Origin of the sequence: Streptomyces sp. A5-4 (assembly GCF_051131715.1) — a bacterium.
Lineage (GTDB): Bacteria > Actinomycetota > Actinomycetes > Streptomycetales > Streptomycetaceae > Streptomyces.
Map to the genome: position 1 here is coordinate 8,593,458 of NZ_CP178591.1, position 24,729 is coordinate 8,618,186.

The 24,729-nt window shown below is 69.0% G+C and carries 24 protein-coding genes and 1 pseudogene; 12 read left to right on the forward strand and 13 right to left on the reverse strand.

Translation table 11 applies throughout. The features are described from left to right. Positions 1–32: 32 nt before the first annotated feature. Positions 33–314: a hypothetical protein gene (locus tag ACLLJJ_RS40100; protein WP_434599716.1), complete on the reverse strand. Its 282-nt coding sequence runs from the start codon at positions 312–314 to the stop codon at positions 33–35. A 1,145-nt stretch (positions 315–1,459) separates the two neighbouring features. Here ACLLJJ_RS40100 and ACLLJJ_RS40105 point away from each other — a divergent pair. Next, positions 1,460–2,905, forward strand: coding sequence for a glyceraldehyde-3-phosphate dehydrogenase (locus ACLLJJ_RS40105; protein WP_434599717.1), 1,446 nt, complete (start codon positions 1,460–1,462; stop codon positions 2,903–2,905). A gap of 95 nt (positions 2,906–3,000) precedes the next feature. Here the strand turns inward: ACLLJJ_RS40105 and ACLLJJ_RS40110 are convergent, their stop codons facing one another. Then, positions 3,001–3,432, reverse strand: coding sequence for a PPOX class F420-dependent oxidoreductase (locus tag ACLLJJ_RS40110; RefSeq protein WP_434599719.1), 432 nt, complete (start codon positions 3,430–3,432; stop codon positions 3,001–3,003). 244 nt (positions 3,433–3,676) lie between these two features. Between ACLLJJ_RS40110 and ACLLJJ_RS40115 the strand changes: the two genes are divergently transcribed. Further along, a complete protein-coding gene (locus tag ACLLJJ_RS40115) occupies positions 3,677–4,492 on the forward strand; it encodes an alpha/beta fold hydrolase (protein WP_434599720.1) in 816 nt (271 codons plus the stop codon). Between the two features lie 158 nt (positions 4,493–4,650). Here ACLLJJ_RS40115 and ACLLJJ_RS40120 read toward each other — a convergent pair whose 3' ends face one another. Both ACLLJJ_RS40120 and ACLLJJ_RS40125 read right to left on the reverse strand, forming a co-directional pair. Next, positions 4,651–5,316, reverse strand: coding sequence for a TOPRIM nucleotidyl transferase/hydrolase domain-containing protein (locus ACLLJJ_RS40120; protein ID WP_434599722.1), 666 nt, complete (start codon positions 5,314–5,316; stop codon positions 4,651–4,653). Between the two features lie 77 nt (positions 5,317–5,393). Further along, positions 5,394–6,005: a hypothetical protein gene (locus ACLLJJ_RS40125; protein ID WP_434599723.1), complete on the reverse strand. Its 612-nt coding sequence runs from the start codon at positions 6,003–6,005 to the stop codon at positions 5,394–5,396. Between the two features lie 140 nt (positions 6,006–6,145). Here ACLLJJ_RS40125 and ACLLJJ_RS40130 point away from each other — a divergent pair, with 140 nt between their 5' ends. Continuing rightward, entirely contained in the window at positions 6,146–7,507 is a 1,362-nt protein-coding gene (locus ACLLJJ_RS40130; RefSeq protein WP_434599724.1) for a putative T7SS-secreted protein, read from the forward strand. Next, positions 7,504–8,256 carry a hypothetical protein gene (locus ACLLJJ_RS40135; protein WP_434599725.1) on the forward strand — a complete coding sequence of 251 codons (753 nt, stop codon included), beginning with the start codon at positions 7,504–7,506 and terminating at the stop codon, positions 8,254–8,256. The genes ACLLJJ_RS40130 and ACLLJJ_RS40135 overlap by 4 nt, the downstream gene beginning before the upstream one ends. Before the next feature lie 48 nt (positions 8,257–8,304). Here ACLLJJ_RS40135 and ACLLJJ_RS40140 read toward each other — a convergent pair whose 3' ends face one another. The 6 genes from ACLLJJ_RS40140 to ACLLJJ_RS40165 form a co-directional block, all read right to left on the reverse strand. Next, entirely contained in the window at positions 8,305–8,616 is a 312-nt protein-coding gene (locus ACLLJJ_RS40140; RefSeq protein WP_434599727.1) for a hypothetical protein, read from the reverse strand. 228 nt (positions 8,617–8,844) lie between these two features. Beyond that, positions 8,845–9,168, reverse strand: a complete 324-nt coding sequence (locus ACLLJJ_RS40145) for a fic family toxin-antitoxin system, toxin component (protein WP_434599729.1) — start codon at positions 9,166–9,168, stop codon at positions 8,845–8,847. A 58-nt stretch (positions 9,169–9,226) separates the two neighbouring features. Continuing rightward, positions 9,227–9,508 (reverse strand): DUF1778 domain-containing protein, encoded by a 282-nt coding sequence (locus tag ACLLJJ_RS40150; RefSeq protein ID WP_434600659.1) that lies wholly within the window; start codon positions 9,506–9,508, stop codon positions 9,227–9,229. An 85-nt stretch (positions 9,509–9,593) separates the two neighbouring features. Next, on the reverse strand, positions 9,594–10,124 hold the full coding sequence (locus ACLLJJ_RS40155; protein WP_434600706.1) for a hypothetical protein: 531 nt from the start codon (positions 10,122–10,124) through the stop codon (positions 9,594–9,596). A 321-nt stretch (positions 10,125–10,445) separates the two neighbouring features. After that, complete coding sequence (locus ACLLJJ_RS40160; RefSeq protein WP_434599730.1) at positions 10,446–10,640, reverse strand: hypothetical protein; 195 nt, start codon at positions 10,638–10,640, stop codon at positions 10,446–10,448. A 264-nt stretch (positions 10,641–10,904) separates the two neighbouring features. Continuing rightward, positions 10,905–11,783, reverse strand: coding sequence for an alpha/beta fold hydrolase (locus ACLLJJ_RS40165; RefSeq protein WP_434599732.1), 879 nt, complete (start codon positions 11,781–11,783; stop codon positions 10,905–10,907). 114 nt (positions 11,784–11,897) lie between these two features. On the opposite strand from ACLLJJ_RS40165, the gene ACLLJJ_RS40170 reads away from it, so the two are divergent. Both ACLLJJ_RS40170 and ACLLJJ_RS40175 read left to right on the forward strand, forming a co-directional pair. Next, positions 11,898–13,868 carry a BTAD domain-containing putative transcriptional regulator gene (locus ACLLJJ_RS40170; protein WP_434600660.1) on the forward strand — a complete coding sequence of 657 codons (1,971 nt, stop codon included), beginning with the start codon at positions 11,898–11,900 and terminating at the stop codon, positions 13,866–13,868. Between the two features lie 445 nt (positions 13,869–14,313). Continuing rightward, positions 14,314–14,625 carry a hypothetical protein gene (locus ACLLJJ_RS40175; protein WP_434599734.1) on the forward strand — a complete coding sequence of 104 codons (312 nt, stop codon included), beginning with the start codon at positions 14,314–14,316 and terminating at the stop codon, positions 14,623–14,625. A gap of 193 nt (positions 14,626–14,818) precedes the next feature. Here the strand turns inward: ACLLJJ_RS40175 and ACLLJJ_RS40180 are convergent, their stop codons facing one another. Then, positions 14,819–15,151: a hypothetical protein gene (locus tag ACLLJJ_RS40180; protein WP_434599736.1), complete on the reverse strand. Its 333-nt coding sequence runs from the start codon at positions 15,149–15,151 to the stop codon at positions 14,819–14,821. A gap of 1,991 nt (positions 15,152–17,142) precedes the next feature. Further along, positions 17,143–17,280: a hypothetical protein gene (locus ACLLJJ_RS40185; protein ID WP_434599738.1), complete on the reverse strand. Its 138-nt coding sequence runs from the start codon at positions 17,278–17,280 to the stop codon at positions 17,143–17,145. A gap of 365 nt (positions 17,281–17,645) precedes the next feature. Between ACLLJJ_RS40185 and ACLLJJ_RS40190 the strand changes: the two genes are divergently transcribed. The 3 genes and pseudogenes from ACLLJJ_RS40190 to ACLLJJ_RS40200 form a co-directional block, all read left to right on the forward strand. Further along, on the forward strand, positions 17,646–17,801 hold the full coding sequence (locus ACLLJJ_RS40190) for a hypothetical protein (protein ID WP_283522246.1): 156 nt from the start codon (positions 17,646–17,648) through the stop codon (positions 17,799–17,801). Between the two features lie 327 nt (positions 17,802–18,128). Further along, positions 18,129–19,073 (forward strand): YihY/virulence factor BrkB family protein, encoded by a 945-nt coding sequence (locus ACLLJJ_RS40195; RefSeq protein WP_434599739.1) that lies wholly within the window; start codon positions 18,129–18,131, stop codon positions 19,071–19,073. Between the two features lie 260 nt (positions 19,074–19,333). Next, a pseudogene (locus ACLLJJ_RS40200) lies at positions 19,334–20,538 on the forward strand (MMPL family transporter); the annotation flags it as partial. A gap of 179 nt (positions 20,539–20,717) precedes the next feature. On the opposite strand, the gene ACLLJJ_RS40205 reads toward ACLLJJ_RS40200, so the two are convergent. Continuing rightward, the gene (locus tag ACLLJJ_RS40205; protein ID WP_434599741.1) at positions 20,718–21,803 is read right to left on the reverse strand and encodes a DNA glycosylase AlkZ-like family protein; all 1,086 of its coding nucleotides are present in this window, start codon (positions 21,801–21,803) and stop codon (positions 20,718–20,720) included. Positions 21,804–21,991: 188 nt separating this feature from the next. Here ACLLJJ_RS40205 and ACLLJJ_RS40210 point away from each other — a divergent pair, with 188 nt between their 5' ends. The 3 genes from ACLLJJ_RS40210 to ACLLJJ_RS40220 all read left to right on the forward strand — a co-directional run bounded on the left by ACLLJJ_RS40210 (position 21,992) and on the right by ACLLJJ_RS40220 (position 24,492). Next, complete coding sequence (locus ACLLJJ_RS40210) at positions 21,992–22,411, forward strand: PPOX class F420-dependent oxidoreductase (protein WP_434599742.1); 420 nt, start codon at positions 21,992–21,994, stop codon at positions 22,409–22,411. Between the two features lie 603 nt (positions 22,412–23,014). Continuing rightward, positions 23,015–23,782, forward strand: coding sequence for a HisA/HisF-related TIM barrel protein (locus tag ACLLJJ_RS40215; protein WP_434599744.1), 768 nt, complete (start codon positions 23,015–23,017; stop codon positions 23,780–23,782). Then, on the forward strand, positions 23,779–24,492 hold the full coding sequence (locus tag ACLLJJ_RS40220; protein WP_434599746.1) for an HAD family hydrolase: 714 nt from the start codon (positions 23,779–23,781) through the stop codon (positions 24,490–24,492). Before ACLLJJ_RS40215 ends, ACLLJJ_RS40220 begins: the two co-directional genes overlap by 4 nt. The last annotated feature ends 237 nt before the right edge of the window (positions 24,493–24,729 follow it).

Here is a 24,729-nt window from a genome sequence, read left to right on the forward strand (position 1 = left end):
CCGGCTGCTCTCCTCGCCTTGGAGAGAGGGAATCAAGCCTGGAATCGCGCCACCGCGGCTCTGACCTCGATGTCGTAGCCTCCGTTGGCTTCCGCGTCGTGGAACGGGGGAACCTGGTGCAGACTCCTCTGCCCCAGGGAATTGCCCAGGCCCGCGTCACCCCGGTTCGGTGCCCCCTCTTCCCGCTCAGCGGCGCCAGGGGCAGGCGCGTCCTCTCCAGGGGCCGACCGGTCCGCTTGTGCGGAGAGCCAGGACGGAACGGTCGCCGCGCAGTCGTTGGTCAGCATGGACGAGGCGACGATGAGCCCACTCACCGCGCTCACTCCCAGCGTCCCGGTGAAGCGGCTCGATTTGATGAGAAGGCGCGGCCGACCCCGGCCTTTCGCCCAGGCGCGAGTGCGCTCGGCCGCAGAGGTGTTTTCGGCGGCAGGCCGCCGCACCGCGGACGCGTCGTCCGACCGATGTGCTGAGGCCGGTCTGCCCGTAGCCACATCCGATCTGACCGGATGACCGAACGGCCGCTGCCCCGGGCCGATGTGAGCCCCGACGTTGTGGTCGGTGTCCCTGTCCGGGGGGACCAGGGGCGCCCGGATGACCATGGGCGGGGGTGGGGAAATCCCCTGTTCCGCCACCGTTTCGTTCGCGGGCCCCATCGTTGTCGGGCCCGCGCTCCGCGCCCACAGTGGTTCCACCGCGACAGCTGTCCTCGCCGGATGCGAGGCCCACTCGGCTCGGGGAGAGCCGCCACCGTCCAATCCGCCTGCGGTCTGCTGCGACGTGAGCGCTGGCCGGGATGCGAAGGGGCTCAGAAGGTCCATGGTCGCGTCCCGGTACGGGTCCGGTGTGCACGGGGAGCGCCCGAACCACGAGGCGCTGCCCGCGTCTTCCTGTCGCTCCGCCGCTTCCGGTAGTCCCGGGACATCCTCGCGGAGCTCCGTGCGGGCAGCATCCAGGGAATCCAGCACCTGCTGGAACGACTCCGTGATCGAAGAATCCGCTGTGGGTACCCAACGCGGGGCTGGCTGAGATACAGCACCATCGACAGTCACCATCAATCCTCCTCAAGCAAGAAGCACAGGTTCCGCCCGGCCCCGCCGCGGGCTGCCCGGATCCGGATGAACTGCTGATCCATACGCACGGCGGGTGCAGTTGTCTCAAGTGGCTCTTGAGACCCGCGGCACAGTTCAGCTCTCGCCACCGCCCCCCGACCGGCTCTGGGAAGAGACGTTGCGACTGCTCAGAACTGAGGTGCCTCCGGGGGAGGGGGGCAAGCGCCGGGCTCGGGTCCCTACTGGATCTCCGCGCCGCGAACGGTGCCGACGGCCCGGTCGGACTCGTCGTTGAGGGCGCACCGGACCTGGGGGATGGCGGCGAGCCGGCCATCGAGGCGGGACCGTTTGAACGATCAAAGCGACGTCGGGTTAGCATATGAGCGCCCCCTAGCTCGAAAGATAAACCTGTGACTGTCAATGACGACTCGTTCACCAACTGGAAAAACCGCGAGGAGATCGCGGAGTCGATGATCCCCATCATCGGCAAGTTGCACCGGGAGCGGGATGTCACCGTTCTGCTCCACAGCCGCTCCTTGGTGAACAAGTCGGTGGTCAGCATCCTCAAGACCCACCGCTTCGCCCGGCAGATCACCGGAGTGGAACTCTCGGTCACCGAGACACTGCCGTTCGTGCAGGCACTCACCACACTCGATCTCGGCCCTTCCCAGATCGACATCGGCATGCTCGCGGCGACCTACCGGACCGACGACCGCGGTCTCTCCGTGCAGGAGTTCACCGCCGGCGCCGTCGCCGGCGCGGCGGGCGACAGTAAGATCGAGCGGCGCGAATCGCGCGACGTCGTCCTCTACGGCTTTGGCCGCATCGGCCGCCTCCTCGCCCGTCTGCTCATCGAGAAGGCCGGATCCGGCAACGGCCTGCGGTTGCGCGCCATCGTTGTCCGCAAGGGCGCCGGGCAGGACATCGTCAAGCGCGCCTCGCTGCTGCGCCGTGACTCCATCCACGGCCAGTTCCAGGGCACGATCACCGTCGACGAGGCGAACAGCAAGATCATCGCCAATGGCAACGAGATCAAGGTGATCTACTCCGACGACCCGACGGCGGTGGACTACACGGCGTACGGCATCAAGGACGCCATCCTCATCGACAACACCGGCAGGTGGCGCGACCGCGAAGGCCTGTCGAAGCACCTGCGCCCCGGCATCGCCAAGGTCGTTCTGACCGCACCGGGCAAGGGCGATGTCCCGAACATCGTCCATGGTGTCAACCACGACACCATCAAGCCGGACGAGCAGATCCTCTCCTGCGCGTCCTGCACCACCAACGCGATCGTCCCGCCGCTCAAGGCGATGGCGGAGGAGTACGGCGTCCTGCGCGGCCACGTGGAGACCATCCACTCGTTCACCAACGACCAGAACCTGCTGGACAATTACCACGAGTCCGACCGCCGCGGCCGCTCGGCGCCGCTCAACATGGTCATCACCGAGACCGGTGCGGCCTCCGCCGTCGCCAAGGCGCTGCCCGACCTCAAGGCCAGGATCACCGGCAGCTCGATCCGCGTCCCGGTCCCCAACGTCTCCATCGCGATCCTCAACCTGCGGCTCGCGCGCGAGACCACGCGTGAAGAGGTCCTCGACTACCTCCGTCATGTGTCGCTGGCCTCGCCGCTCAAGCGTCAGATCGACTTCATCAGCGCCCCCGACGCGGTCTCGAGCGACTTCATCGGATCGCGCCACGCCTCGATCGTCGACGCCGGCGCCACCAAGGTCGAGGGCGACGACGCGATCCTCTACCTGTGGTACGACAACGAGTTCGGCTACTCCAGCCAGGTCATCCGCGTGGTGCAGCACGTATCCGGGGTGGAGTACCCGACCTACCCGGCGCCGGTGATCTGAGCCACGACACCACCGCTTCCGTCCGCTGTCCTGCCCTCCCCGGGCCGGACGGCGGACGGCGTGAAAAGGGTGCGCGAAGCTGGTCCGATCCGGGGTCAGCCGATCTTGGCGCCGTACACGTGCTCGACCGTCATCGTCATGAGCACCCGTTGTTCGGCCACCATCGCGGACCGGTATTCGTCCCAGTCGGGATGCTCCCCGGCGGCGGTGCGGTAGTAGTCCACCAGCGCCTCGACCTCGGGGCCGTGGGGATCGGTTCCCGGCCCGGTGAGAGTCGCTGTGCCCTCGGCGGTCGCCCAGGACAGACCGTCGGGGCCGGTGACCTCCAGCGTGGCCCGTGGGTCCCGACGCAGATTCACCGTCTTCGCACGTCCGTCGGTCATCGAGACGTGGATGACGTCGGCCTCCTGCTCGTAGAAGGGCATGACGGGGGACAGTTGGGGACGGCCGTCCGATTTGATCGTGGCCAGGACACCGAGTCGGCTCTCCGCGAGCAGCGTGCGTGGATTGAATGCTGTGGCGTTCATGTTCAGGACCAAGTCGCCACGGGGTGCGGGCTATTCCCGGCGTTGCCCGGTCATGGCCGCGCGCCGGGGAGTACGAAGCGGCAGGTCCACGTCGGGCTCGACGCGATGCTCCAGGGCGCCTTGGCGTGGTGACGCCGGGGCCGGCGGACGCACCCCTGAGCGTTGCTCCAAGAGGGGCGCCGTCGCTCGGCGGGAGCTTCGGGCTCCGCCCAGTGGGGGAGCGCCGGGGGTTAGGGTGCCCTGCATGAGTTCCGTAGCCCTCCCCGGCGCCACGATCCACTACGACGACCTCGGCCCCTCGGACGGGTTGCCGGTCGTCCTGATCCACGGGCACCCCTTCAATCGCACACTGTGGGAACCGCAGGTCCGCGCGCTCCTGGCCGACGGCCGCCGGGCGATCACCCCGGACCTGCGCGGTTACGGCGACAGCGGCGTCACCCCCGGCTCAGTGCTCCTCTCCGACTTCGCGGAGGACATCGCCGTGCTCCTCGACCAGCTGGGTGTCGAGCAGGCTGTGATCGGTGGTGTGTCGATGGGCGGTCAGATCGCCATGGAGTTCCAGCGCCTGCACCCGCACCGCGTGCTTGCCCTTGTCCTGTCCGACACCTCGGCCCCCGCCGAGACCGACGAGGGCAAGGCGTTCCGTAACCGCCTGGCCGATCGGCTGCTCGCCGAGGGCATGGACGGCTACGCGGGCGAGGTGATCGACAAGATGCTCGCCGCGTACAACGTCACAGCGAAGCCGGACGTGGCCGCGCGTGTCATGGGCATGATGCGGGCCACCGACCCGCGCGGAGCCGCAGCCGCTCTGCGCGGACGGGCCGAACGTCCCGACTACCGGGACATCCTGGCCGCCGTCGAGGTACCGGTCCTCGTCGTCGTCGGTAGGGACGACGTCTACACGCCTGTCGCCGAAGCCGAGGCCATCATCCACCACCTGGTCCCGCACGCTGCTGTCGCCGTCATCGACCAGGCCGGGCACTTGCCGGGCGTCGAACAGCCCGAGTGCTTCAACACGGCGCTGCTGGACTTCCTCAAGGAGGTCGCGGCCCGGACCTGATCCGGGTCCGGCTGCGACCCGGTCAGTGGCACAGGGCAGACATCAAGGCTCGGCGATGGGCCCGCGGGCGCGCCACACCGGGCTCATGCGGACGGCCGCACCGCGTTCCAAGCCGGACCCGGTCCGGCGCGGACCGCGGTGGGGTCCGGCGTGTCGGATCAGACGTGGGCGAGCAGTTCGTTCAACGGACGCGGCAGCTGCGCGAGGTCCAAGTCGTTCGCGAGCGCGCGGGCATAGTGGGCCTTCCGGCCGCTGATGGTTCCCATGAAACGCTGAAGTTGCTGCTCGACGGTTCGCTCCCGTTGCGCGGGTTGTCTCTGAAAGGTGCGGAAGGTCCGCAGGTCTCCCTGGTCGTCAAAGACTTCCTGAACGCGGGCGGCGCCCAGGGCCCGGATCAACTCGTCCTCAAGGTCCGCCTCGCACACATAGAAACCGAGCGACTCCATCGCGGCGCGGGTGAGAGCGGAGCCGAGGCCGGCCCGCTCCAGGGCGCGCCGGAAGTGGTGCTCCTCACCGACGTCGCACAGGCCCGCAAGCCCCACGTCGAGCCCTTCGGGGCCGACCAGGTTCAGGAACCTTCCGATGCTCGTCGCACCCCCGAGCGGTACGACAGCGACGCCCTCGGTGGCAAGGTTCCGGTTCTGGCGCTCAGCCAGCGCTTCGAGCGCCGCCTGGTCACTGACCCCTTCGACGAGTACGACCGTACGCAAGCGGGCGTCGGTGGCCAGTTCACGTGCGGTCGCGGCGGCGGTGGTCGCTGAGACACCCCTGCCGTCGGCCGCCCACTCGATAACCGCCGACCGGAAGCGCCTCGTCTTGTCCATCGGCCCAGTGTCACACCTCGCGTCTTCGCCCATCGGGCAAGGGGTGAGGCTGCCCGGGGCGGCGCGTTGCGTGACGGTCAGCTGCCCGGCCTGTCCAACGGCCAGGTGATTCCCGCCTCTTCCAGCATCCGCCGGTACTTCGCGTGCCCGCGTCGCATGATGGTCGCCGCCAGCCAGAGGTACAGGAAGAAGAACAGGGTGATGCCGGCTCCGACGAGCAGTGGGACCGGAGCCAGGTTGCCGGTCACCGCGAGCGCGATGAGAATGCCTATCGGTACGGCGACCAGCATGCGCTTGATGCGTTTGACACTGGACTTGCCGAACAGATCGACCTTGATACGGGCGTGCAGCAGCTCGATCTCCCGCCGGGTCTCCGGCAACGGCGTGAGGCCGTCACCTCCGGTCCGCATGCCGGGAAACGGGCCGCGCTGTTGGACGTTGGGATAGTGCGTCATGGTGCGGTTGGCGCGCTCCGGGGCGTCGGGCAGGCGGCGGAACGCGAAGACCGGGTGACTTCGCCCCATGGAGATGCCGGGGGCCGGCCCCGTGTAGCGGTATCCGTACTGCTCGGCGATGTACGCGAAGGCGGCGAACTTGCGCCTGGATGCCCAGGGGTTCACCAGGGTGTGCAGCTCGGCGCCGGTCGCGGCGTCCTTCAGCAATGCCCTGAGCGTACGCTGCAAGATCATCTCTTACCCCTCGGAGGCCAGGTCGTGGTCACAAGTCTGCACGGCGTTGGGTGGAACCAGGAGCATCACCTACAACTTCCTATCATCCAGACGATGGAGCTCCCTACGCGCGCGGTGGGGCGGGAAGGTGAGGCGAAGCGATGAGTTCTTCGAAGTATCCCAACCTCGGTTTCGATCCGGCGCCGGGCGACCTGGAGACCGTACGGCAGATGGTGTCGGCAGTGAGCCGGGTAACCCGGGAGAGCGGTACCGCACGGACTCAGCTGAGCAAGATAGGCACGTCCGACGGTATTTGGGCGGGTAAATCGGCGCAGGCGTTCACCGACTCGGTTTCCAATATCCCTCCGTATCTGCAGAAAGCCCTCACGGCGATGGATTCCGCGCACCGGGCGCTCTCCTCGTGGGAGGGCAGTCTGAGCGGATTTCAGTCGCGGGCACGCAAGCTGGAGGAGGAGGCGGCCGAGGCCGCCAAAAAGGCCGGCAGCGCGAAAGGAACGCTGGGCACGGTCAAGGACGAGACGTCCGGGATGACCGACAAGGAAAAAGAAGACCTCAAGAAAGACAAGAAGGGCAAGCAGGACGCGTACGACACGGCCAACGGAGAGCTTGAAGCCGTACGCAAGCGGGCCCATACCCTCAACTCCGAATTCACCACCGCGGCCGACGGCGCCGCGCGGTCCATCAAGGACGCGGCCGACGACGCCCCGCCCGAGCCCGGTTGGTTCGACGACCTCGTGGACAGTGTGGGGAATTTCCTGGCCGACTCCTGGAAGGTGCTCTCGGACCCCAACTTCTGGAAATTGGTGGGAGATTTCCTCGCCGACCTCGCCATGGTCATCGGCATCATCTGCCTGTTCGCCATTCCCTTCGGCGGCATCGCGGGGCTGGCCCTGATCGGTCTGATCGTCGGCGTCGGCGCGCTCGCCGCCCACGGCGCAGCCATGGCCGGCGGCGCGGAGGGCGTCACTTGGGAGACCCTCGCCTGGGACGCGGCAGGTGTGTTCGCCGGCGGTGTCGGCCTGGCGGGAGCGAAGCTGGCGCAGGCCGGACGAGTCCTGGTGCAGTCCGGTCGTACGCTGCGTGCCTCGCAAGGACTCATGAGTACGATCGGCAAGATCGGCCCGGGAAACTGGGCCGGCCTCGCCAAGATCCCCAGTGGCATGGCCAACTCCGCCCGGGGATTCACCATGGCGGCCAAGGGCTGGACGCACATCGCTTCCGGAAACGCACTCGACTGGGGCGGCACGGTGGCCGGTGCGGCGTTCGCACTCGGCTCCAACGCGAATGACGGCCGGTGGACCGACGGGAAGGGGAACGTCTCCGACATTCCCCTGGTCGGCCCGATCAACGCCATGACCAAGTACGAGATGCCCAAGGACAACGATCGCGTGGTCGCGCCGGGCCCGCTCGGGCCGCAGATCGATGTGCCCGCGACCCTGACCGGCGCGGGCAACAGCTTCACCACGGGCCTCGGACCCGGACAGTTCGGCACCGCCGCGTGATCGGCGACATAGATCCGGCCGAGCCCCGGAAAACGCCGTACGCCTTCCAGTACCAGGTCCCGGACGAATTCGTGCGCCTCCCGGAGCCCACGGCCTCCGCGGGGTGGCGTGAAGCGATGGGCCGGCTGATGCCCGACGCCGACGCGGCGCAGCTCGACGCCGCGAGCGCGCGGATACGCGACCAGCTTCCCCGGATGTCGGGGGAGGAGACCACCGTCCTGACCGCGATGTGCGTGGGGTCCGAGGAGGTGGACGGTGACGAGCGGCTCTCGATGGGGCTGCTCGTCGTCTCGGTCAGGCCGAGCGATCACCGGGACCGGTTGTTGGCGGCGGAGGGGATCTACCGGGCGAAGGAGCAGAAGTTCTTCGCCGGTGAGAGCGATCTTCAGGAGCTCGACTATCCGCTGGGCAAAGGGTTCCAGGGACGGCAGGACATGCTGCTGGCGGCCAAACTGCCTTCCGGCCCCGGGGTGATGTCCACGTCCCTGCGCTCGCTGACGCTGCCCGCGGCGGACGCCGGCCTGCCCCGGCCGGTGATCGCCATGGCCTCGGTGCAGCTGGTCATTCCGGCGCCGCGTGACTACTGCGTGTACGTCACCATCGCGACGCCGTCGGTCTTCCTGCTCGATTCGTACTGCGGGCGGCTGGCGCACATCGGGCGCACGTTCACGTTCGACGTCGATGAAGGGACCATGGCCGAGAGCGCGGCAGGGGACGTACCGGAGCGGGACGCCGAGGTCGTGTCCTGAGGGCCGCCACGGAACGCCGCGGCCATTGGATGGGGGCGGCCGACGGATTCACTTCTTGTCGCCGCTCGCGCCCTTGGCCTTCTTCAGCTCGTCGTAGAGCTTCTGGTCAAGCTTGAGGAACTCCTCGGACGCCTTGATGGCGAACTTCTCGACGCCCTTCGTCAGCTTGGAGAGCTGACCGAAGCCGTAGTCCCAGGAGTCGGAGAAATCGTCGCACGCGGACTGGAGACCGCTGTGGCCGATTTGCGCCGAGTCCGCCCCGGACATCTCCTTCGAGGCGGTCTTCATCTGGCCGCCACTCTTCTCCAGCGTCCCCGCCATTTCCTTCACTTCGTCGCTGGCGAACTTCAAGAAGGACATGCGACCCTCTGTGTCTCTCGGCGCGGATGCGGTCGGGGAGGTGCTGGGGCTTTGTGACATGTATTCCGGGCTCGCCCTCTTGGGAAGGGCGTGGGGAGCGCGTAGCCCGGCCAGTCTCTCATTCCTCGCGCTGCGTTGCCTTCCTCTTCGACATCGAATGCAGTCGACCGCATCCCGTCGCCGGAGGCCCTTCGGGGCGACGTGATCGATGACTAAGCTGATGGGGCGTCAGCCGACAGCCCAGTCGCGGAGTTGGCGGGCAATGCGGGCGACCCCGTGGGCGCCGGACGCGGCATCGCGCACGAGCGCGACGGCGGCTTTGGGCGGGTAGTCGAGCTGCCGCCCGTTCAGAGCGAGGTAGGCCTCGGTCGAGTGCCAGGCGAAGGCTTCGTTGGAGTGCTCAAGGCAGGGCAGTTTCGCCAGGGTCTGCAGGAGGGCGGCGGCTTTGAGGTGGAGGGAGCCGTAGATGTCACGTCCCATCGCGCCCGCGTCGACCCGCGCCACGGCGGCGTACAGCGGTCCGAGGTCGTCGACCTGGGGGTCGTCGTCCAAGAGCTCGGCGGCATGCAGCAGAAAGGTGACATCGAGCCGGTGGGCGGTTCGGGCCGGGTCACGCGGCCTGGCCCCGCTCCTGCCGCTCGATCTCGGTCCGCGCCTGCTGCTCGGCGGCCCGCTCCTCCTCGGCGGGACCGCTGCCACCGGGCTCGGCGGCGAACGCGGCACCGCTGCGCCCCATCGACTGCTTGAAGCCGTCCAGGAACCGCTGCTCGACGGCGGTCGCGCGGGAGTAGGCCGCGGACAGGATGTACTCCTGCAGACTCACCCCCTCCTGCTTGGCGGCGGCGGCGATCGCAGCGCGCTGCTCAGGGTCGGGGAAGCGGGCCGGCCCCAGGTGGCAGAACCAGGGCCGTCCGCGCGGCGGTCTCTGGCTCCTTCGCGATGTGCGAGAGGGCTGGGATCGGCAGCACTCGTGACCGCTACGGCTGGGGCTCGGCCGACTCGTACTGACCGGGCCGCGGTCCGGGCTCGCGAACGTCGGCCGGGATGTCCGAGAACAGAGCCAACCCGAAGCCCAGTACGGCAAACAGGAGCCCCATGCAGGTGGAAATAACGAGCACTCCGCCGACCAGGCACGAGGCGGCTCCCGTCCCGGGCGGCGAGTCGGCCGGAATGGCCCGCTGGGGGCTGTGCGCGAGGTACCGCACCGGAACGATGTCGCCTCTCACGTACGGCTGCCGCGAGGCGGCCTGGGCCCGTATCTCCCGCCCGTCGAAGGTGTAGAACCCGAGAATCAGGCGCCGCTGGCTACGAACCGGTCCGTTCGAGGAGGTGTGGTGCACCGTGAATGTCTCCAGGCATCGGGCCTGGGCCACGAGCCCCTCCCGCAGCGTCTCGTCGTAGGTGGCAGTCCTCCGCGCCGTCCAGACGAGCATCCCGATCCCAAAAGCGGCGAACAGCAGCCCCATCGACCCGAAGAAGACCCCGAAGGCCCCACCTGCAGAAAACATCTCGTACTCCCCGCTGATTGACCGGCGCATCATGCTCGCGGGTCCGACGATGCCTTTGAAGAGGGGCGGCGGCACGGCTGCGGTTCCCGTTCTTCGCTGGTCGGGTGTGACTGGGCCCGAGCCGCGCGCCGTCAACGAGCCCTTTTTGGACGGCCTGTTCGATCCGCGGGGTCACCTCACCCGGGCGCCGGTGCGCCCACGAGGACAGGCCATGGACTGCAATGGACGTTGGTGATGAGGCCCACCTCCGCTGCACAGCGCGCGTCCCGCGGACCCCGGTCGGCGGCCGAGCTGTACTGAACGCCCGCACCGGGGGCGGGATCAGGCGCCGAGTCCCCGGTTGAGGGTGATGATTCCGGCGAGCCCGGCCGCGCCGAGGGTGGTTCCGGCGATGGCGGTCCACAGGCGTCCGGTTTCGAGACGGGCGTAGTGGATGCCTGCTGGGCCGAGGGTGATGGCGAGGCCTCCGGTGATGATCGCCCATGGGAGCGTGCCGAACGCGAGCGCAGGCGTCAACGCGCACATGGCGGAGAGGGATCCGAGGATGAGTGCGGTAGGGCCCAGGGCGACGGCTGGTGTGTCGGTCCGGTCGGGCGCGGTCGGCTCGGACGTGACCAGCCCTCCTGCTATTTGAACGGGTTTAAATCTTGCGTTGATCGTAGCAACGGGAGCTGCAGGTCGCCGGGTTGGGGTCGGGGAGGAGGGAAGCCGGCGCCCGACGAAGGAGCGGATCGCACGGACGGCCGACACACACGTGGTGTGCCGGCCGTCCGTGATCCGTCAACGCTGGAGAAGAGCCCGCAGGGCCTCGGAGATGTCGGCGGGAGCCTCCTCGGCCATGAAGTGGCCGGAGGTCACGGTGTCGTGGTGCAGGTCCGGGGCCCAGGATGCCCACAGGGCGGCGGCGTCGAAGCTGAGGGCCGCGCCCCAGTCCTGCTGGAGCACGGTGACCGGCATGGCCAGCTGGTTGCCGGCCGCCCGGTCCGCCTGGTCGTGCTCGACGTCAATACCGGCCGTGGCGCGGTAGTCGGCGACGATGGAGGGCACCGCCTCGCGGCAGGCCTGCAGGTACGCGGCACGGATGTCCGCGGGGATCGGCTGCGCGTCGCCGGCCCAGACGTCGAGGAAGTGGCCGAAGAAGGCGTCGGGGCAGGCCGCGATCATCTGCTCGGGCAGCCCCGGCGGCTGGGCCATCAGATACAGATGGAAGCCGACGGCCGCGCTCACCCCGTGCAGCACGTCCCACATGTCGAGGGTGGGAAGAACGTCGAGGATGGCGAGCCGCGTGATGCGGTCGGGGTGATCAAGGCCGGCGCGGAAAGCCACCAGGGCGCCGCGGTCGTGCCCGGCCAGAGCGAAGCGTTCGTGCCCCAGGGCTCCGGCGAGTGCGACGACGTCCGCGGCCATGGTGCGCTTGGAGTAGACGGTGCCGTCGATGTCGACGGGCTTGTCGCTCTCTCCGTAGCCGCGCAGATCGGGGCAGATCACGGTGTGGTCGGCCGCGAGGTCGGCGGCGACGTGCCGCCACATCAGATGGGTCTGCGGGAAACCGTGCAGCAGCACGATCGGAGGGCCCGAGCCGACGACGGCCGCGTTCAGTGCCACCCCGTCCGCGACGGCGATCCGCTGGTAGTCAAAATTGGCGGCGATGGGCGCCATGATCAGCCTCTTTTCCCTTGATGAGCAGGTAGCTCAACCCTGAAGGCGCCGGATGAGCATCGAGTGAGCGGGCGATAGTTTGAAGCCGTGGCGGAGAAGAGAGCGGGTCAAGGTGTGGGCGTCACGTTCGGGATTCTCGGGCCGGTGGTCGCGTGGGACGGCGACGGCGGCCCCATCGGCCTGAAAGGACCCCGGCACCGCGCGGTACTGGCTCGGTTGATCGTCGCCCGAGGGCGCGTCGTACCGGTGAAACGCCTGGTCGAGGATTTGTGGGTGGATCCGCCCGCAGGCGCGGTCGGCGCGGTACGCACCTTCGTGTCCGCGCTGCGGCGGGCCGTCGAGCCGCAGCGCCCACCCCGTGCTCCGGCCCGCCTCCTGGTCACCGAAGGCCCGGGGTACGCGCTGCGCGCCGACCACGGCGCCGTCGACGCATGGCGCTTCGAGCAGGCACTCGCCGATGCCGCCACGCTGCCGGCCCAGGAGGCGCTTCTCCGATTGGAGGACGCGTCTGAGTGCTGGCGGGGCCCCGCCTTCGCTGATTTCTCCGAGGAGACGTGGGCCCTCACCGAGATCGCCCGACTCGGTGAGCTGAGGCTGCACGCCATGGAGCGCCGGGGCGAGGCGCGGCTGGCCCTGGGGCAGGCAGCGCAGGCGGTGGCCGATCTGGACGCCCACGTGGCCGAGCACCCGTGGCGGGAGGAGGGATGGCGGCTGCTGGCCCTGGCGCTGTATCGCACCGGCCGTCAGGGTGACGCCCTCGCGGTACTGCGCCGGGCGCGACGGCTTCTGGTCGACCAGCTGGGAGTGGAACCCGGCCCGGCACTGCGACGCCTGGAGGCGGACATCCTCGCCCAGGAGAACCACCTCGAAACGGCCCCCGGGGCGAGCGACGCGGCGGAGAAAGTATGGGCGGACGCCGCCGCCGACTATGACCGGACCGTGGCCCACGGTGCTCGGGCGCGGCTGGAGTCGACGGTGGGGCTGCTGCGCAATCTCGCGGTGACAGGCGGTGGCGGCCTTGAGGTCGCCCGCCGTCACCGCTCGGCCGCCATCACGGCGACCGAAGGGCTGGGTGACGTGGAACTGACCGCCCGCGTGATCGGTACGCACGACGTCCCGGCGATCTGGACCCGCGTCGACGACCCGCAGCACTCGCTGGGCGTTGTCGCAGCGGCCGAGCGCACGCTGAAGGCCTTGCGACCGGGCGAGCACGAGGCCGCGCGTGCCCGCCTGCTGGCCACCATCGCTCTGGAATCACGCGGGACGCGTTCGGCTCGGGGGCTGCAGGCCGCCCAGCAGGCGGAGCAGATCGCGCGCCGTCTGGACGACCCGGCGCTGCTGACGTTCGCCCTCAACGGCGTGTTCATGCAGACGTTCCACCGCGCGGGCCTGTCCCCTCGCCGGGACAGGACAGGTGCGGAGCTGATCGCTCTTTCCGAGCGGCACGGCCTGGCCACGTACCAGATCCTCGGACACCTCATCCGTATCCAGTCGCGCGGTGCCCTCATGGACTTCCCGGGGGCCGAAGGGCACGCGAGGGCGGTGGACCGCCTCGCCGAACGCAACGAGCTGCCGCTGGCCAGTGTTTTCACGCAGTGGTTCCGGGCGCTGCGGCTGGCCGCGACGGGGCCGCCGCCGGCGGCGGAGGCGGCCTTTCGGGCCGCCGCGGCCCAGCTCGACGGCGTCGGCATGCCCGGTCTCGAACGTGGTCTGCTGCCGCTGGCGCTGCTCTGTCTGCGCGTACAGAACGGGCTGCCCGCTCTGGCGGACGAGCGGACCGACTGGGGACCTCACGAACCGTGGGCCATGCCCTTGGTCCTCCTCGCGCGAGGCTCCCGCGCCGAAGCGGTGATGAGACTGCGCGGGCTGCCCGACCCTCCTCCCGGCCTGCTGTTCGAAGCCCAGTGGTGCCTGACGGCGCAGGCTGCGATCGCCGTCTCCGACCGGGCCACGATGGAACGAGCCGTGAGTGCGCTCTCGCCTGCGGCGGCGGAACTGGGCGGCGCGGCCAGTGGCCTGCTGACCGTCGGTCCTGTCTCGCGGCATCTCGACGAGCTGGCCACCGTACTGCGGAACACCCCATGACGCCGCTGCTGACCTGCGACGGCCCCGCGCCCCGCGCTGCAGCCCGCCCCGGAATTACCGGGGGTACGGGTGACGGCGGGATGGCTCTGCCGGTGTGCGTGGCGGCCGAGCCGGTCGGCACGGATTGTCGGGTGTCGCGCGGATTCTTGGCTGTGGTCGGGGCAGGATGGGAAAATGGGATGTGGTCCTGGGTGTGGTGTGGCGGGAGCGCGTACGGAGTGCGGTGCCCAGTGCGACCTGGCTGAGGGCGTCGGACTTCGGCGAAGCTCGGCGCGGGAAATTTCGCGCGAGTCCACAAAACCGGCTTGGGACCGCGCCGAGTACCGGCACCCGGCATCAGCCGGGGTACAGCGCATCGCGTCGGCGGAGACTTTCTCCTGGCCGACACGACAGGTATGTAGCGCCTTGTGGGCCGCCGGCCGTGACATGAGAAATGGGAGTCTGTATGACCACCTTTGTTATCTCCGTCCCGGGCACGTTTGTGCACGAGGTGACAGCGGCGGAACGGGCCGCTGTCGTTGCGTACTTGCGTCCGTCGGATCCCCAGCACACCGCATTGGGTCAGTTGGAGGAGCTGGACATCCTCACCGTCCATGACAACGGCACGTTCACCCTTCGCCTGGAGATGGAGGCCGACGACAGCCAGAGTGCCGAGAGGCACGCGAAGCGCGTGGCCGCGGCTGCTCTGCGCGAGGCCGGGATCGCCGAGGACCAGGCCCCGCTCGGCCCGACAGCGGTGACCGGCATCGACACCTGAGGGCGCCAGGGATTACGGGACAACCCCCGGGCCTCATTGCTGGACGTCGAGTGCGGGTTCGCACCGTAGGGACGCCGGCGGCTCTGTGGCGGGGCCGCCGGCTCCTCGACCGGACAGTTGGTGTCTACGGGCGGCGCACCCACTGGGCCCGGGTGCGTTCGTACGCGCCCGCACCGTGCTGGGGGAGTGATGGTCACCCCGTGCGTGTCTCCACCTTGATGATCTTGGAGTTCACGTCGCACCAAACGGTCGAAGTGCCGCCGGACGCGGCCCAGTTGCCGTAGTGCCAGTACCTGTATTTCGAGGAGTCCAGCTTCTCGCACCTGATGGCGAGGAAGAAGGACGTCCCGCCGGTGCAGGATATCTTCGCGCCCTTGTGGCCGCCGCTGCCTGTGATCAGCTGTGGGTAACTCGGGCAGATGAGCGCCGAGGCGCCGGCCGCTGCCGGCGAAGCCATACCGAGCACACCCGCGCCGGCCAGCGCGAGAGCTGTGGTGATGGCTGCTGCTCGGGACCGAATGCGCATGTTGACCCCTCCAGTTGGTCGTGCGTGCATGCGTGAGCAGGAGGAAGATAACCGTCACACTCCTGGTCGGGACAGAGGGCCTCGCCGGTTCCGGCCGAAGCGGTTACCGCCGTGCTGGAGCGGAGGGAGGAGGCGCCGCTGTGGCTGTCCAGGCCGCTGAGGAACGCGATCAGTGGCAGGGTGGGTGGGCTCAGCCGGGGGACATGCCCCGCTCGGCGTCGATGAAGTGGCGCGTGCGGTACTCGGTCTCGGCGACGACGACGTGCGGACACGCGCGTCGCAGCTCGTGATGTGCGGTGCCTTGTACGTCGTGCGGGCAACATTGCCGAATCCCAGGAGCAGCGCCATCTCGTCGGTCGTCGTTCGTTCGTCGTCCTCTCCGGCGTTCACCGGGACCGCCGAGACGCGCCCGACCTGAAGCGGGCGGACCGCGGTCACCGCGCTCAACGGGTACGCGCGCGTGCGCCCGTACCGCTGCCGCAACAGCAACCTTCGCCGGCCACCCGTCTCCACCCGCACTTCGACCACCGACCTCCAGGTCCTCAGCCATTCCTGTCCCGAGATTCCGATCCCGAAGATGATCCAGAGCGCGAGCAGCCCTGCTACGTCCGGCAGAACGAAGGAGAACAGAAGCGTCAGCGGTGGCAGCACACCGACGGTGGCAGCTCCTTCCTCGAAGATCCATGGTTTCTTGTAACCGGCCCGCCAGCGGAATTCCACAGTGCCCGTGTCATCCAGCTACCCAGGATCGGCGCCTGTTTCTGCGAGCACCACCCTGCGGGAGCACGGGCGTTGAGCGAAAATGCCCGGGATCGGTGTCGAGGCATCGCCGATGGAGCGACCGTGCTGAGACGCCCTTGGACGAGGCGAAACGGACTTGGCGACACGGTGTGACGCCGGATCGCATCGGCTTGTTCCTGCCGCTGTGCTCTGTCAGTGCTCGATGTCACCATTGGTTCGACATGGCGGCACGGTGGAGGGGCCGGTGAGCAGTGGAGCTGTGGAGTGGCACGGCCCTGCTGTTCAGCACGGCGGCCGTCTTCGTCATCGCGAATGTCGCGGCCTTCCAGGCCTGGTTGCGAGCGGACAGAGCCCTGGCTCGTGTCCTGGTCGAACTGGACTATCACCCGGGGGCTCTTTACCCCGCGGTCCTTCTCGCCCACGGATACGGCGGATATGACATGGCGGTCACCGGATGGGCGGCGATTCATCGCGCCCGCAGGCCCACCCCGGACTCTGAACCCGACCACCCGCTCACCACTTCGGCGCGGAGCACTTGGGCGCGGAGCGCCGTCCAACACCACAGTGGCCTGGAGGACATCACCGAGGTCACCGGGAAGGAGGGGTTCCACCGGGCACACATGGTCGAGACCGTATGGCTGAAGGGCCGCCTGCCCGGACGTGGTAACAGCATCGACCTCGGCTTCGATCTACGTCCCGCGTTGGTGGCTTTCCCGGCCGCCGCGATCTCCGGCTGGGCGGCCCTCTGTGTGGGCACGTACTTGACGGTGCGTCTGGCCGCCCCAGGGGCGGGGGTCGATCAGCCGTACGGGACGGATGCCGGAGCCCCCTACGGCGGCGCGGTCCTGATAGGTCTGCTGGTGTGGGTGGCCGGCCTTCCTGGCGATGCTGGCCCGTCCAGGCGTTGCTGTGGCTTCGTGTCCACTCCCGTTGGCAGCAACGGATACGTAGCAGTGCCGCGCAGGTGGCCCGACGTGAATTGGGTGACTCCTGCGACGCGTTCCTCGCCGACCTGGGCCAGGACGAGGACGCTGCCCTCCGGCGCGGGGCTGGTCCCCGCGCAGCGCCCAGTGCCGCGTCAGACAGGCACGGCCTCATGCGCTGAGCAACTCCCTGCCACCCCGACACGGCCCCCGGCGCTGGACACGCGGGAGGAGAGCCTCGGCCCGACGCTGCACGAGGGCGCCCGGCCTGGGCGGAGAGAAGACGGGTGCGGTGGAATTCGTCCGCTCGCCGAGCGGCGGCAAAGGTCAGCGCTGAGGGATGACGCGCAGCAGCATCAGCGCGGTGACCTTGGCGGCATCGATGCCCTTGCCGCGGACATCCCCGATCAGGGCCGCCCAGGTCTCGCCGCTGGGGCGGAACAGGCCGTAGAAATCTCCGACCATTTCGGCTGCGGCGAAGGCAGGTCCAGGGTGTGGGCTGTGGGGGTTTCGCGGGGCAATGGGCTAACCGTGAAACGGGAGGTAAGATATGTAAGCGGACAAACCTGCTTCCCCTGTCATGCGTGGTCGGTCAGGCAACCATCGCAAGCATCTCGTCCACGCCGCACAGGAAATGATCTGCGCATGCATTGGTGGCCGAGAGCGGGGCACACGGTGATCGAGCGACAGGGATCCAGCGGCCGTCGAACCGGCGGCTGCCACGGATTCCACTGAGCCCGGGCTACGGAGGCCCGGGCAGGGCAAAGGTCGGTGCCTCTGACGAGGCGCGGATCGCACACCCTGAAGAGACCAGAAGATGGGAAACGCACATGATTATCCTCGGTGTCATTCTGCTCATCATCGGCGTGCTTGCCGGTATCTCCCTTCTGACGACGGTCGGCGGAATTCTCGTCGTGGTCGGCGCGGTGCTGTGGATCCTCGGTGCGATGGGCCGCCAGGTCGGCGGGCGCAAGCATTTCTTCTAGTCCCGCAACCCACGCGGGCACGATGCGGCGCGAATGGGCCGCAGTCGAGAAGGCTGAGGCCCTCGAAGCAGGTCTGGTAAAGGAATCCGCCACCGGATTCGTGCATTCCCTTTGTGTGGTTCGGGGTCTAGCGGAGAATCTCTCCGCCGGGCCCCGCTACCATGTCCGCCCCCGCACTCGGCGTGGTGCGCGTGTGACGCGCCAGGCACTCCAGCCCGCCCGCGTCCGTGCGACCGGGGCAGGGGAGGGATGATGGCAACCGGGGAGGTCCGCGAATGGCCGAGGAAGCCCCGCCCGTATCCACACCCACGTTCCCGGAGTACGAGCTTGCCCACCCAGACCGCCGCATCCGTGGAGCTGGTCCCCTGCGCGCGCGGGTACGCCCGGGGGCCGCGTCACTGGCTCTCCGCCCTGCGCCGTACGCCGGTCTCGATCTGGAACGACGACGTCTCCGACTGGGCGGCGGCGCTGACGTACTACGCCATCCTCTCGCTGCTTCCGGCGCTCCTCGTGACGGTGTCCGTGATCGGTCTGGCCAACCCCGGGGCCACGACCGCGCTGATCGCCGACATCACCGCCTTCGCCCCGGCCGAGTCCGGGGAGGCGCTGCGCCGCCCACTGGAGGCGGCGACCAAGGAGAGCACCGCCGTGTGGCTGCTCGTCGCGAGCGGGGCCGTGAGCGCGGTGTGGTCCGCCTGCAGCTATCTGGCCGTGTTCCGCCGGGCACTGCACGCCATGCACCGTGTCCAGGACGTCCGTCCCGCCCTGCGCAAGGCCCACATCATCGTTGCCTCCGCGATCGGGCTGCTGGTCCTCCTCATGGCCAGTGCCTTCGCCCTGGTTCTGACAGGCCCGGCGGCCCGCTGGCTCGGCCGCAGTGTCGGCCTGGCCCATGCCAGTGAGACGCTGTGGTCGATCCTCAAGTGGCCGGTTCTGCTCTGTCTCGTCGCCTGTCTGATCCTGGTGCTGTTCCGTACCGGTCCGCGATCGGCGCGTGGGATTCGGGCGGGACTGCCCGGTGGAATCCTGGCCGCGTTCCTGTGGCTGGTGGCCTCGGCGGGCTTCGCCCTGTACGCGACCCAGATCGGCAGTTACAGCCGGCTCTACGGTTCGCTCGCGGGCCTGGTCGTCTTCCTGATCTGGGTCTGGTTCGCCAATCTCGCCCTGCTGGCGGGGGCGCAATTCAACGTGGAACTGCACAGCGGCGACGGGAGTCCCTCCGATGTGCCCCCGGTTGCCCTGCCGGAGAGCGACACACCCTCCGACGGCTGACCCGGGCCGACCGGCTCCCACTTGCATCGGCCCGGCGGGTCGCCGCGTCACCCGTTCTCCCGCACCGGCGTGCCCCGGCGGCGGAACGGACATCCAATGCGAAATGACCGAGGTGGCCGGTCTCCGACTGCGGAGCGACGCGACAGACCCACCGCCCACAGGGTTCGCTCCCGTACGGAAGCGGGCGCCGGCCAGACCGGTCGCACGCATGTCGTTGCGGCACCCCTCGAAGGACTCCGGCGCGGGCCCCGCCAGGACCCCTCAGTTTTATCGGCAAGCTCAGCCTGGCCGCCGCGGTCGCCGTCGTCACGGCGGTGATCGGGGCACTGACTCTGGTGCCCGCGATGCTGGGGCTGATCGGCCGCCGCATCGACCGGATCCGGGTACGGACCCCCATCGCCGAGACGGAGGCCGGACCCGGCGAGGAAGCACACGGCACCTGGCACCGGTACGCGCAGCGGGTCGAGCGGCGGCCGTGGTGGTTCCTGGGTGGCGGCGTGATCGCACTGGTCATCCTGGCGTTCCCGGTCTTCCCCATCCAGCTAGGGCACATCGGGGACGGCGCCGACCCCAGGTCCTTCACCGACCGGCGCGCCGTCGACCTGATGTCCACGGCCTTCGGCCCCGGTTCGAACGGCCCGCTGACCCTCGTGATCGACCAGAGCGCCGTACCCCAGGGCAACCGGTCGGCGCTGGCGACCCAGGCGCAGAAGGCCCTCACCGGCGTACCGCACGCCGCCACCATCACCCCGCTGAAAGCCACTTCGGACGGCGATGTGCTGATCGGCACCGCCTACTCCGTGGCCGCCCCGCAGGACGAGAAGACCACCGCCCTGGTCGGCCACCTCGTCGACGACGTCCTGCCCAAGGCGGTGTCCGGGACCGCCGCCGACACCTATGTGACCGGCACGACCGCGGCCCAGGTCGACTTCCTCGACATCGTCTCCAGCAGACTGCCCCTGATCACCGCGATAGTCGTCGGACTCGCTTTCCTCGTCATCCTGGTGGTCTTCCGCGGACTGCTCGTCGCGGTCAAGGCGGCCGTGCTCAACGTGCTGTCGATCGCCGCCTCGTACGGGGTCGTGGTGGCCGTCTTCCAGTGTCCCGGATCCACGAGGCGTGGCTGCGCACCAAGGACCCGAAGGCCAACGTGGCGCACGCCCTGGAGATCACGGCACGGGTCATCACCCGCGCCGCGCTCATCATGGTCAGCGTCTTCGCCGCCTTCATCATCAGCGACAACATCGTGGTGAAGATGCTGGGCCTGGGCCTGGGCCTGGTGGCCAGCGTGCTCATCGACGCCACGATCGTGCGGCTGCTGCTGGTGCCCGCCGTGATGACGCTGCTCGACGAATCGGCCTGGTGGACGCCGCGATGGCTGGACCGGATCCTGCCGCACCTGGACGCCGAGGGTGGCGACCCGGCCCCCCGGCACGGAGCGGCGGCGGCCGAAAAAGGACCGTAACGCCGCGCAGGGAGGCCCCGGTTCGAGCAGCGGGGTCCGGACGGGGCGCCGCCCGCAGGGGGCCCCGGCCGCACCATTGCGCTGACGTCCGCCGAGGTGCCGGTGGGCGTCGTCGCTCTGTCTTCGACGAGGACGAGTGGGGCCGGCCGAGGAGCCGACGTACCTCTGACTCCGGGCTGTCAGGCGAGGCGCAGACGGACGTCGCCCGCACCGCGGGCCGAGGCCACGACCGCGGCCTCGGCGTCGAGTCGGGCGCCGACCCCGGAGGCGAACGGAGCGAAGGGAGTGACGGTCAGATCGAGCCGTCGGCCCGCAGCCCTGGCACGCCAGGTGCCCACGATCTCGGAGCCGACGAGCAGCGCGCCGGGGCCGCCGATCGCGCGCCAGATCTCCCTCTCCCGGCTCTTGACCGGTACCACCCGGCTCCGGTCACGCGCTTGCAGGAACGGATCGCCAGGAGGAAGCAGCCGCACGAGTCCCGCGCTCTTCGCCGACAGCAAGGCTTCGACGGCAGACGTGGGCAGCCACGCCTTCCCGCCGTCCACTGTCACCTCGGTCAGGTCGTCCGGCCACACCGACTTCACCACAGAGGGCTTGGTACCGAGGTACTTCGCCACTTCGGCCAGCGTGGCAGGGCCGAGGAAACGCAAGTACGCACGGATCACCGCGGAGGTTTCGGCGGCCGCGGTCGGTACGGGAAACCGTTCGCCCCCCGGGCTCAGGATGGTCCGCCCGGCTTCCACGCCGACCGCGACGCCTGCGAAGATCCCGGCCTGCTGGAACAACAGCCCGGAAATGTGCCGCGCCCCACAGGGCGCACACCAGTGCGTCAGTGACTCCGGTACGGCCGCACTGACCGCGGTACTGACCTCCCCCTTGCTCATCGGCTCCGTCACCACCGCACGCAATGCCTCGGCGGTGACCTGGAAGGCCCGGACACCGAGTCGCGCACCTTCCTTGATCCGCGCGGTGCTGATCCTCGCTGTCGCGTCCACGTCGTCCACCGGCCACAGGGCGGTGGCGAGTGCGGGCAGTTCCGGGCGGCGGTGGAGGTGCGGTGCGCCGCGGAAGGACCAGACGCGTTCGAGGCCGACCGGCGACGCGCCCCGGGCCGCGAGCGCCTGCGGGGCCGATCCGCCGGGTGTGTCCTGCACGCCCATGGCCAGTACATCCGGTGCGGACTCGGAGCGATCGAACCCGTGCACCGCCACCCGGTAGGCCATCACCTGTTCCCGGCTCACTTCGATCCGGTGCGTACCGCCCACGATGACACCCTTCCTCCGCGCCTGCCCGAACCGTACATCCACCGTGGCGTAGGAGGGGCCGCCTTGCCGGTCGGTCCGCGCAGGGGCCCGACGCGGCGCGCGAACCGCTCAATGGGGGTGAGGCCCCATCAGCGCCGGTGTGTGGCACGGTGAACGGACCGCCCACGGATCACCGAGGAGCAGAATCAGTGTCGAATGCACTGCTTCCCGAGGAAGCGATCACCATGTTGAGGAAGCCCAATCCGGCCGTAGTCGCCACGCTTCGGGCCGACGGCCAGCCCGTGTCCACCGCGACCTGGTACCTCTGGGACGACGGCCGGATCCTGGTCAATATGGACGAGGGCCGCAAGCGTCTGGAGCACATCCGCAACGACCCCCGGATCACGCTCACCGTGCTCGACCAGGACAGCTGGTACACCCACATCAGCATCATCGGACACGTCGCCGAACTGGTCGAGGACAAGGACCTGGCCGACATCGACCGGCTCGCCCAGCAGTACCTCGGGACGCCCTACCCGCGGCGTGAACGCGGCCGGGTGAGCGCCTGGATCGAGATCGACCGCTGGCACGGCTGGGGGACGCTCAAGGAGAACAGCCAGCCTGGCTGATCCGAGGCCCGCAGGGTCGGCAGCCGCGCACCCCGCGGTTGTCGATGCCTGCACGTACGGCGGCGGTACGAAGCGCTCCGGGGCCCCTCTCACAGCGACCGGGTCGCTTCGCCGGAGTCGCCAGTGACCTCGCGATCTCGTTGCGTTCTTCGCCCGAGCCGCACATCAGCTCGCCAACTCGGCCCTCCCGGCATCGCTCTATGGGCGTTTTCCGGTCACTTCTCGCCGCCTCCCGCGATCGACGTCGGCGTGCCCGCCGTTGCTCTCCGGTATGTCAGGCGGAGGCTTGGTTCAGGTTAGGCGCGGGCAAATCATTTCAGGAATATGAACACTTTGGATCAGTCGAAATGCCCCCCTTCATACAGATGACATGCCCGCTTTCATCCTGCTTTGGATCGCCGTGTGAAGGGGGCCACGGGCAGGTTGACAGGCTCTCCGTGCGAGCTGAGGATCACGAAGCGACGGCGGTCCGGTGCGCTCAAACGCTCGCCAGCGTCAGCTAGTTGGGCTTCATGAACCATCGCGGCGGACCCGCTGAGCTTTCCCTGGCGCGCGCCCTCGCCTTCCAGGGGTCCCAGTTCATCATTCGCAAGGAGATCTGGCATGTCATCTGCTCCCGCAGACACAACAGTTCCGACCAAGCCCTGGCTGTCCCTGGGCGGTCGGGAGTTCCACTCACGGTTGATTCTCGGCATCGAGCAGTACACGGACGCCACGTTGGTCAGTGAGGTCCTGCGGGCAGCCGGAGCGGACGTCTTCATCACCACTTTCGACCTGGAGCAGACGCGGCCGAGTCTGCTGATGTCCGACCTGGACGAGACGGTCGGGCTCGACGACTATGTGTGGATCGGGACCACGTCGTTCGCGCGGTCGCGGGAGGACGCGCTGCTCACTGCCCGGCGGCTGAGGGAGTCCTACGGGATTCACATCATGAAGCTCGATGTCCGCCCGTCGGACAACTTTCCGCACAACGCCCAGACCGTGACGGCAGCCGCGGAGCTGGTGGCGGAAGGCTTCGATGTGCTGCCGTTCATCCTGCCCGACCCGGATACCGCCGCGGCGCTGGAGCAGGCCGGTTGCGCCGCGATACGCCTCATGGCTTCGCCCGTGGCCAGCGCGCGGGGCGTCGTCGACGAAAGGGCCGTGCGCGAGACCATGGCCGCCGTCTCCGTTCCGGTGATCCTGGAGGGTGGTCTTGGTACCCCCGCGCAGGTGGTGCGTGCGATGGAGCTCGGTGCGGACGCCGTGCTCGTCAACACCGCGATCGCCCAGGCGCCCCAGCCGGCGGTGTTGGCCGCGTCGATGCGCCACGCCGTACTGGCAGGGCGACTCGCCGTGGACCAGGGTCTCGTTGGGCCGCTCGCCCCGTGACGGCCCCGGGGGCGGCCGTCATGCACGTGTCCGCCGTGCTGTTCGACATGGACGGGATCCTGGTCGACACCGACGCCGCGGTCGCCGATCTGTGGGCCAAGCTGGGATCCGAGTACGGCGTGGCCATCACCGCCGACGATCTCACCACGCACATCTACGGCTGTGTGCCGGAGCACACGGTTGAGACGGTGTTTTCCTCACTCAGCAGTCATGACCGCATGCAGATCCTGCGTCAGGTGCGCCGCTCCGAACCCGATCTCGCGCTCACTCCTGTCCCACTCGCTGCCGCGCTGGTGGAACAGCTCGCCGACGAGGGCGTTCCCCTCGCTCTCGTGACGGGCGCCTCGACCGCGCGTGCGGCCAGGGCTCTCGAAGAGCTCGGGCTGTCCGACCGGTTCGGAGTCAGCGTGACCTGGGGTGAAGCCGAACGCGGCAAGCCCGCGCCGGACTGCTACCTGCTGGCTGCTGAACGGCTGAACATCGACCCGGCCGACTGCCTGGTTTTCGAGGACACCTCGGGGGGAGTACGAGCCGCGGTGGCGGCCGGTGCCTCGTGCATCGCCGTGAGCGGGTCGGACCCGGCACGCCTGAGCGCAGTCGGTGCACGCCACGTCGTGCCGAGCTTCGCCTCTGTACGCCTCGGCTTGAGCGGCGGACAAAGGGTTCTCGACGTGGCCGAGTTGGAGCAGTTCCCACTCGCCACGCGCTGAAGCGGCCACCGGTCGGAGCCGGCTGCGGCGGGCGGTGTGGAAGGAGATACTCATCGCCAGTAACGGGGCTGCGCCCAGCTGGCTGTGGGAGCCTCTCCGCGGAACGCGCACGCTGAGCCACGGGAGCATCCATGAGTACGTCCGACCTCGCACTGGTGGTCCTGGCCGCCCCGCCCCCCGCCCCCCGCCGACGCCTCTGCTGCCGGGCCGGGGTGTCGTATGGGCGTTGGGCGACCC

Coding starts and splice junctions, on each gene's coding strand:
- ACLLJJ_RS40120 (WP_434599722.1), bottom strand. CDS start 5,316: ATGGACAAGACGAGGCGCTTCCGGTCGGCGGTTATCGAGTGGGCGGCC.
- ACLLJJ_RS40110 (WP_434599719.1), bottom strand. CDS start 3,432: ATGAACGCCACAGCATTCAATCCACGCACGCTGCTCGCGGAGAGCCGA.
- ACLLJJ_RS40125 (WP_434599723.1), bottom strand. CDS start 6,005: ATGATCTTGCAGCGTACGCTCAGGGCATTGCTGAAGGACGCCGCGACC.
- ACLLJJ_RS40115 (WP_434599720.1), top strand. CDS start 3,677: ATGAGTTCCGTAGCCCTCCCCGGCGCCACGATCCACTACGACGACCTC.
- ACLLJJ_RS40140 (WP_434599727.1), bottom strand. CDS start 8,616: ATGTCCTTCTTGAAGTTCGCCAGCGACGAAGTGAAGGAAATGGCGGGG.
- ACLLJJ_RS40215 (WP_434599744.1), top strand. CDS start 23,015: ATGTCATCTGCTCCCGCAGACACAACAGTTCCGACCAAGCCCTGGCTG.
- ACLLJJ_RS40190 (WP_283522246.1), top strand. CDS start 17,646: ATGATTATCCTCGGTGTCATTCTGCTCATCATCGGCGTGCTTGCCGGT.
- ACLLJJ_RS40155 (WP_434600706.1), bottom strand. CDS start 10,124: ATGTTTTCTGCAGGTGGGGCCTTCGGGGTCTTCTTCGGGTCGATGGGG.
- ACLLJJ_RS40130 (WP_434599724.1), top strand. CDS start 6,146: ATGAGTTCTTCGAAGTATCCCAACCTCGGTTTCGATCCGGCGCCGGGC.
- ACLLJJ_RS40175 (WP_434599734.1), top strand. CDS start 14,314: ATGACCACCTTTGTTATCTCCGTCCCGGGCACGTTTGTGCACGAGGTG.
- ACLLJJ_RS40180 (WP_434599736.1), bottom strand. CDS start 15,151: ATGCGCATTCGGTCCCGAGCAGCAGCCATCACCACAGCTCTCGCGCTG.
- ACLLJJ_RS40185 (WP_434599738.1), bottom strand. CDS start 17,280: ATGGTCGGAGATTTCTACGGCCTGTTCCGCCCCAGCGGCGAGACCTGG.
- ACLLJJ_RS40165 (WP_434599732.1), bottom strand. CDS start 11,783: ATGGCGCCCATCGCCGCCAATTTTGACTACCAGCGGATCGCCGTCGCG.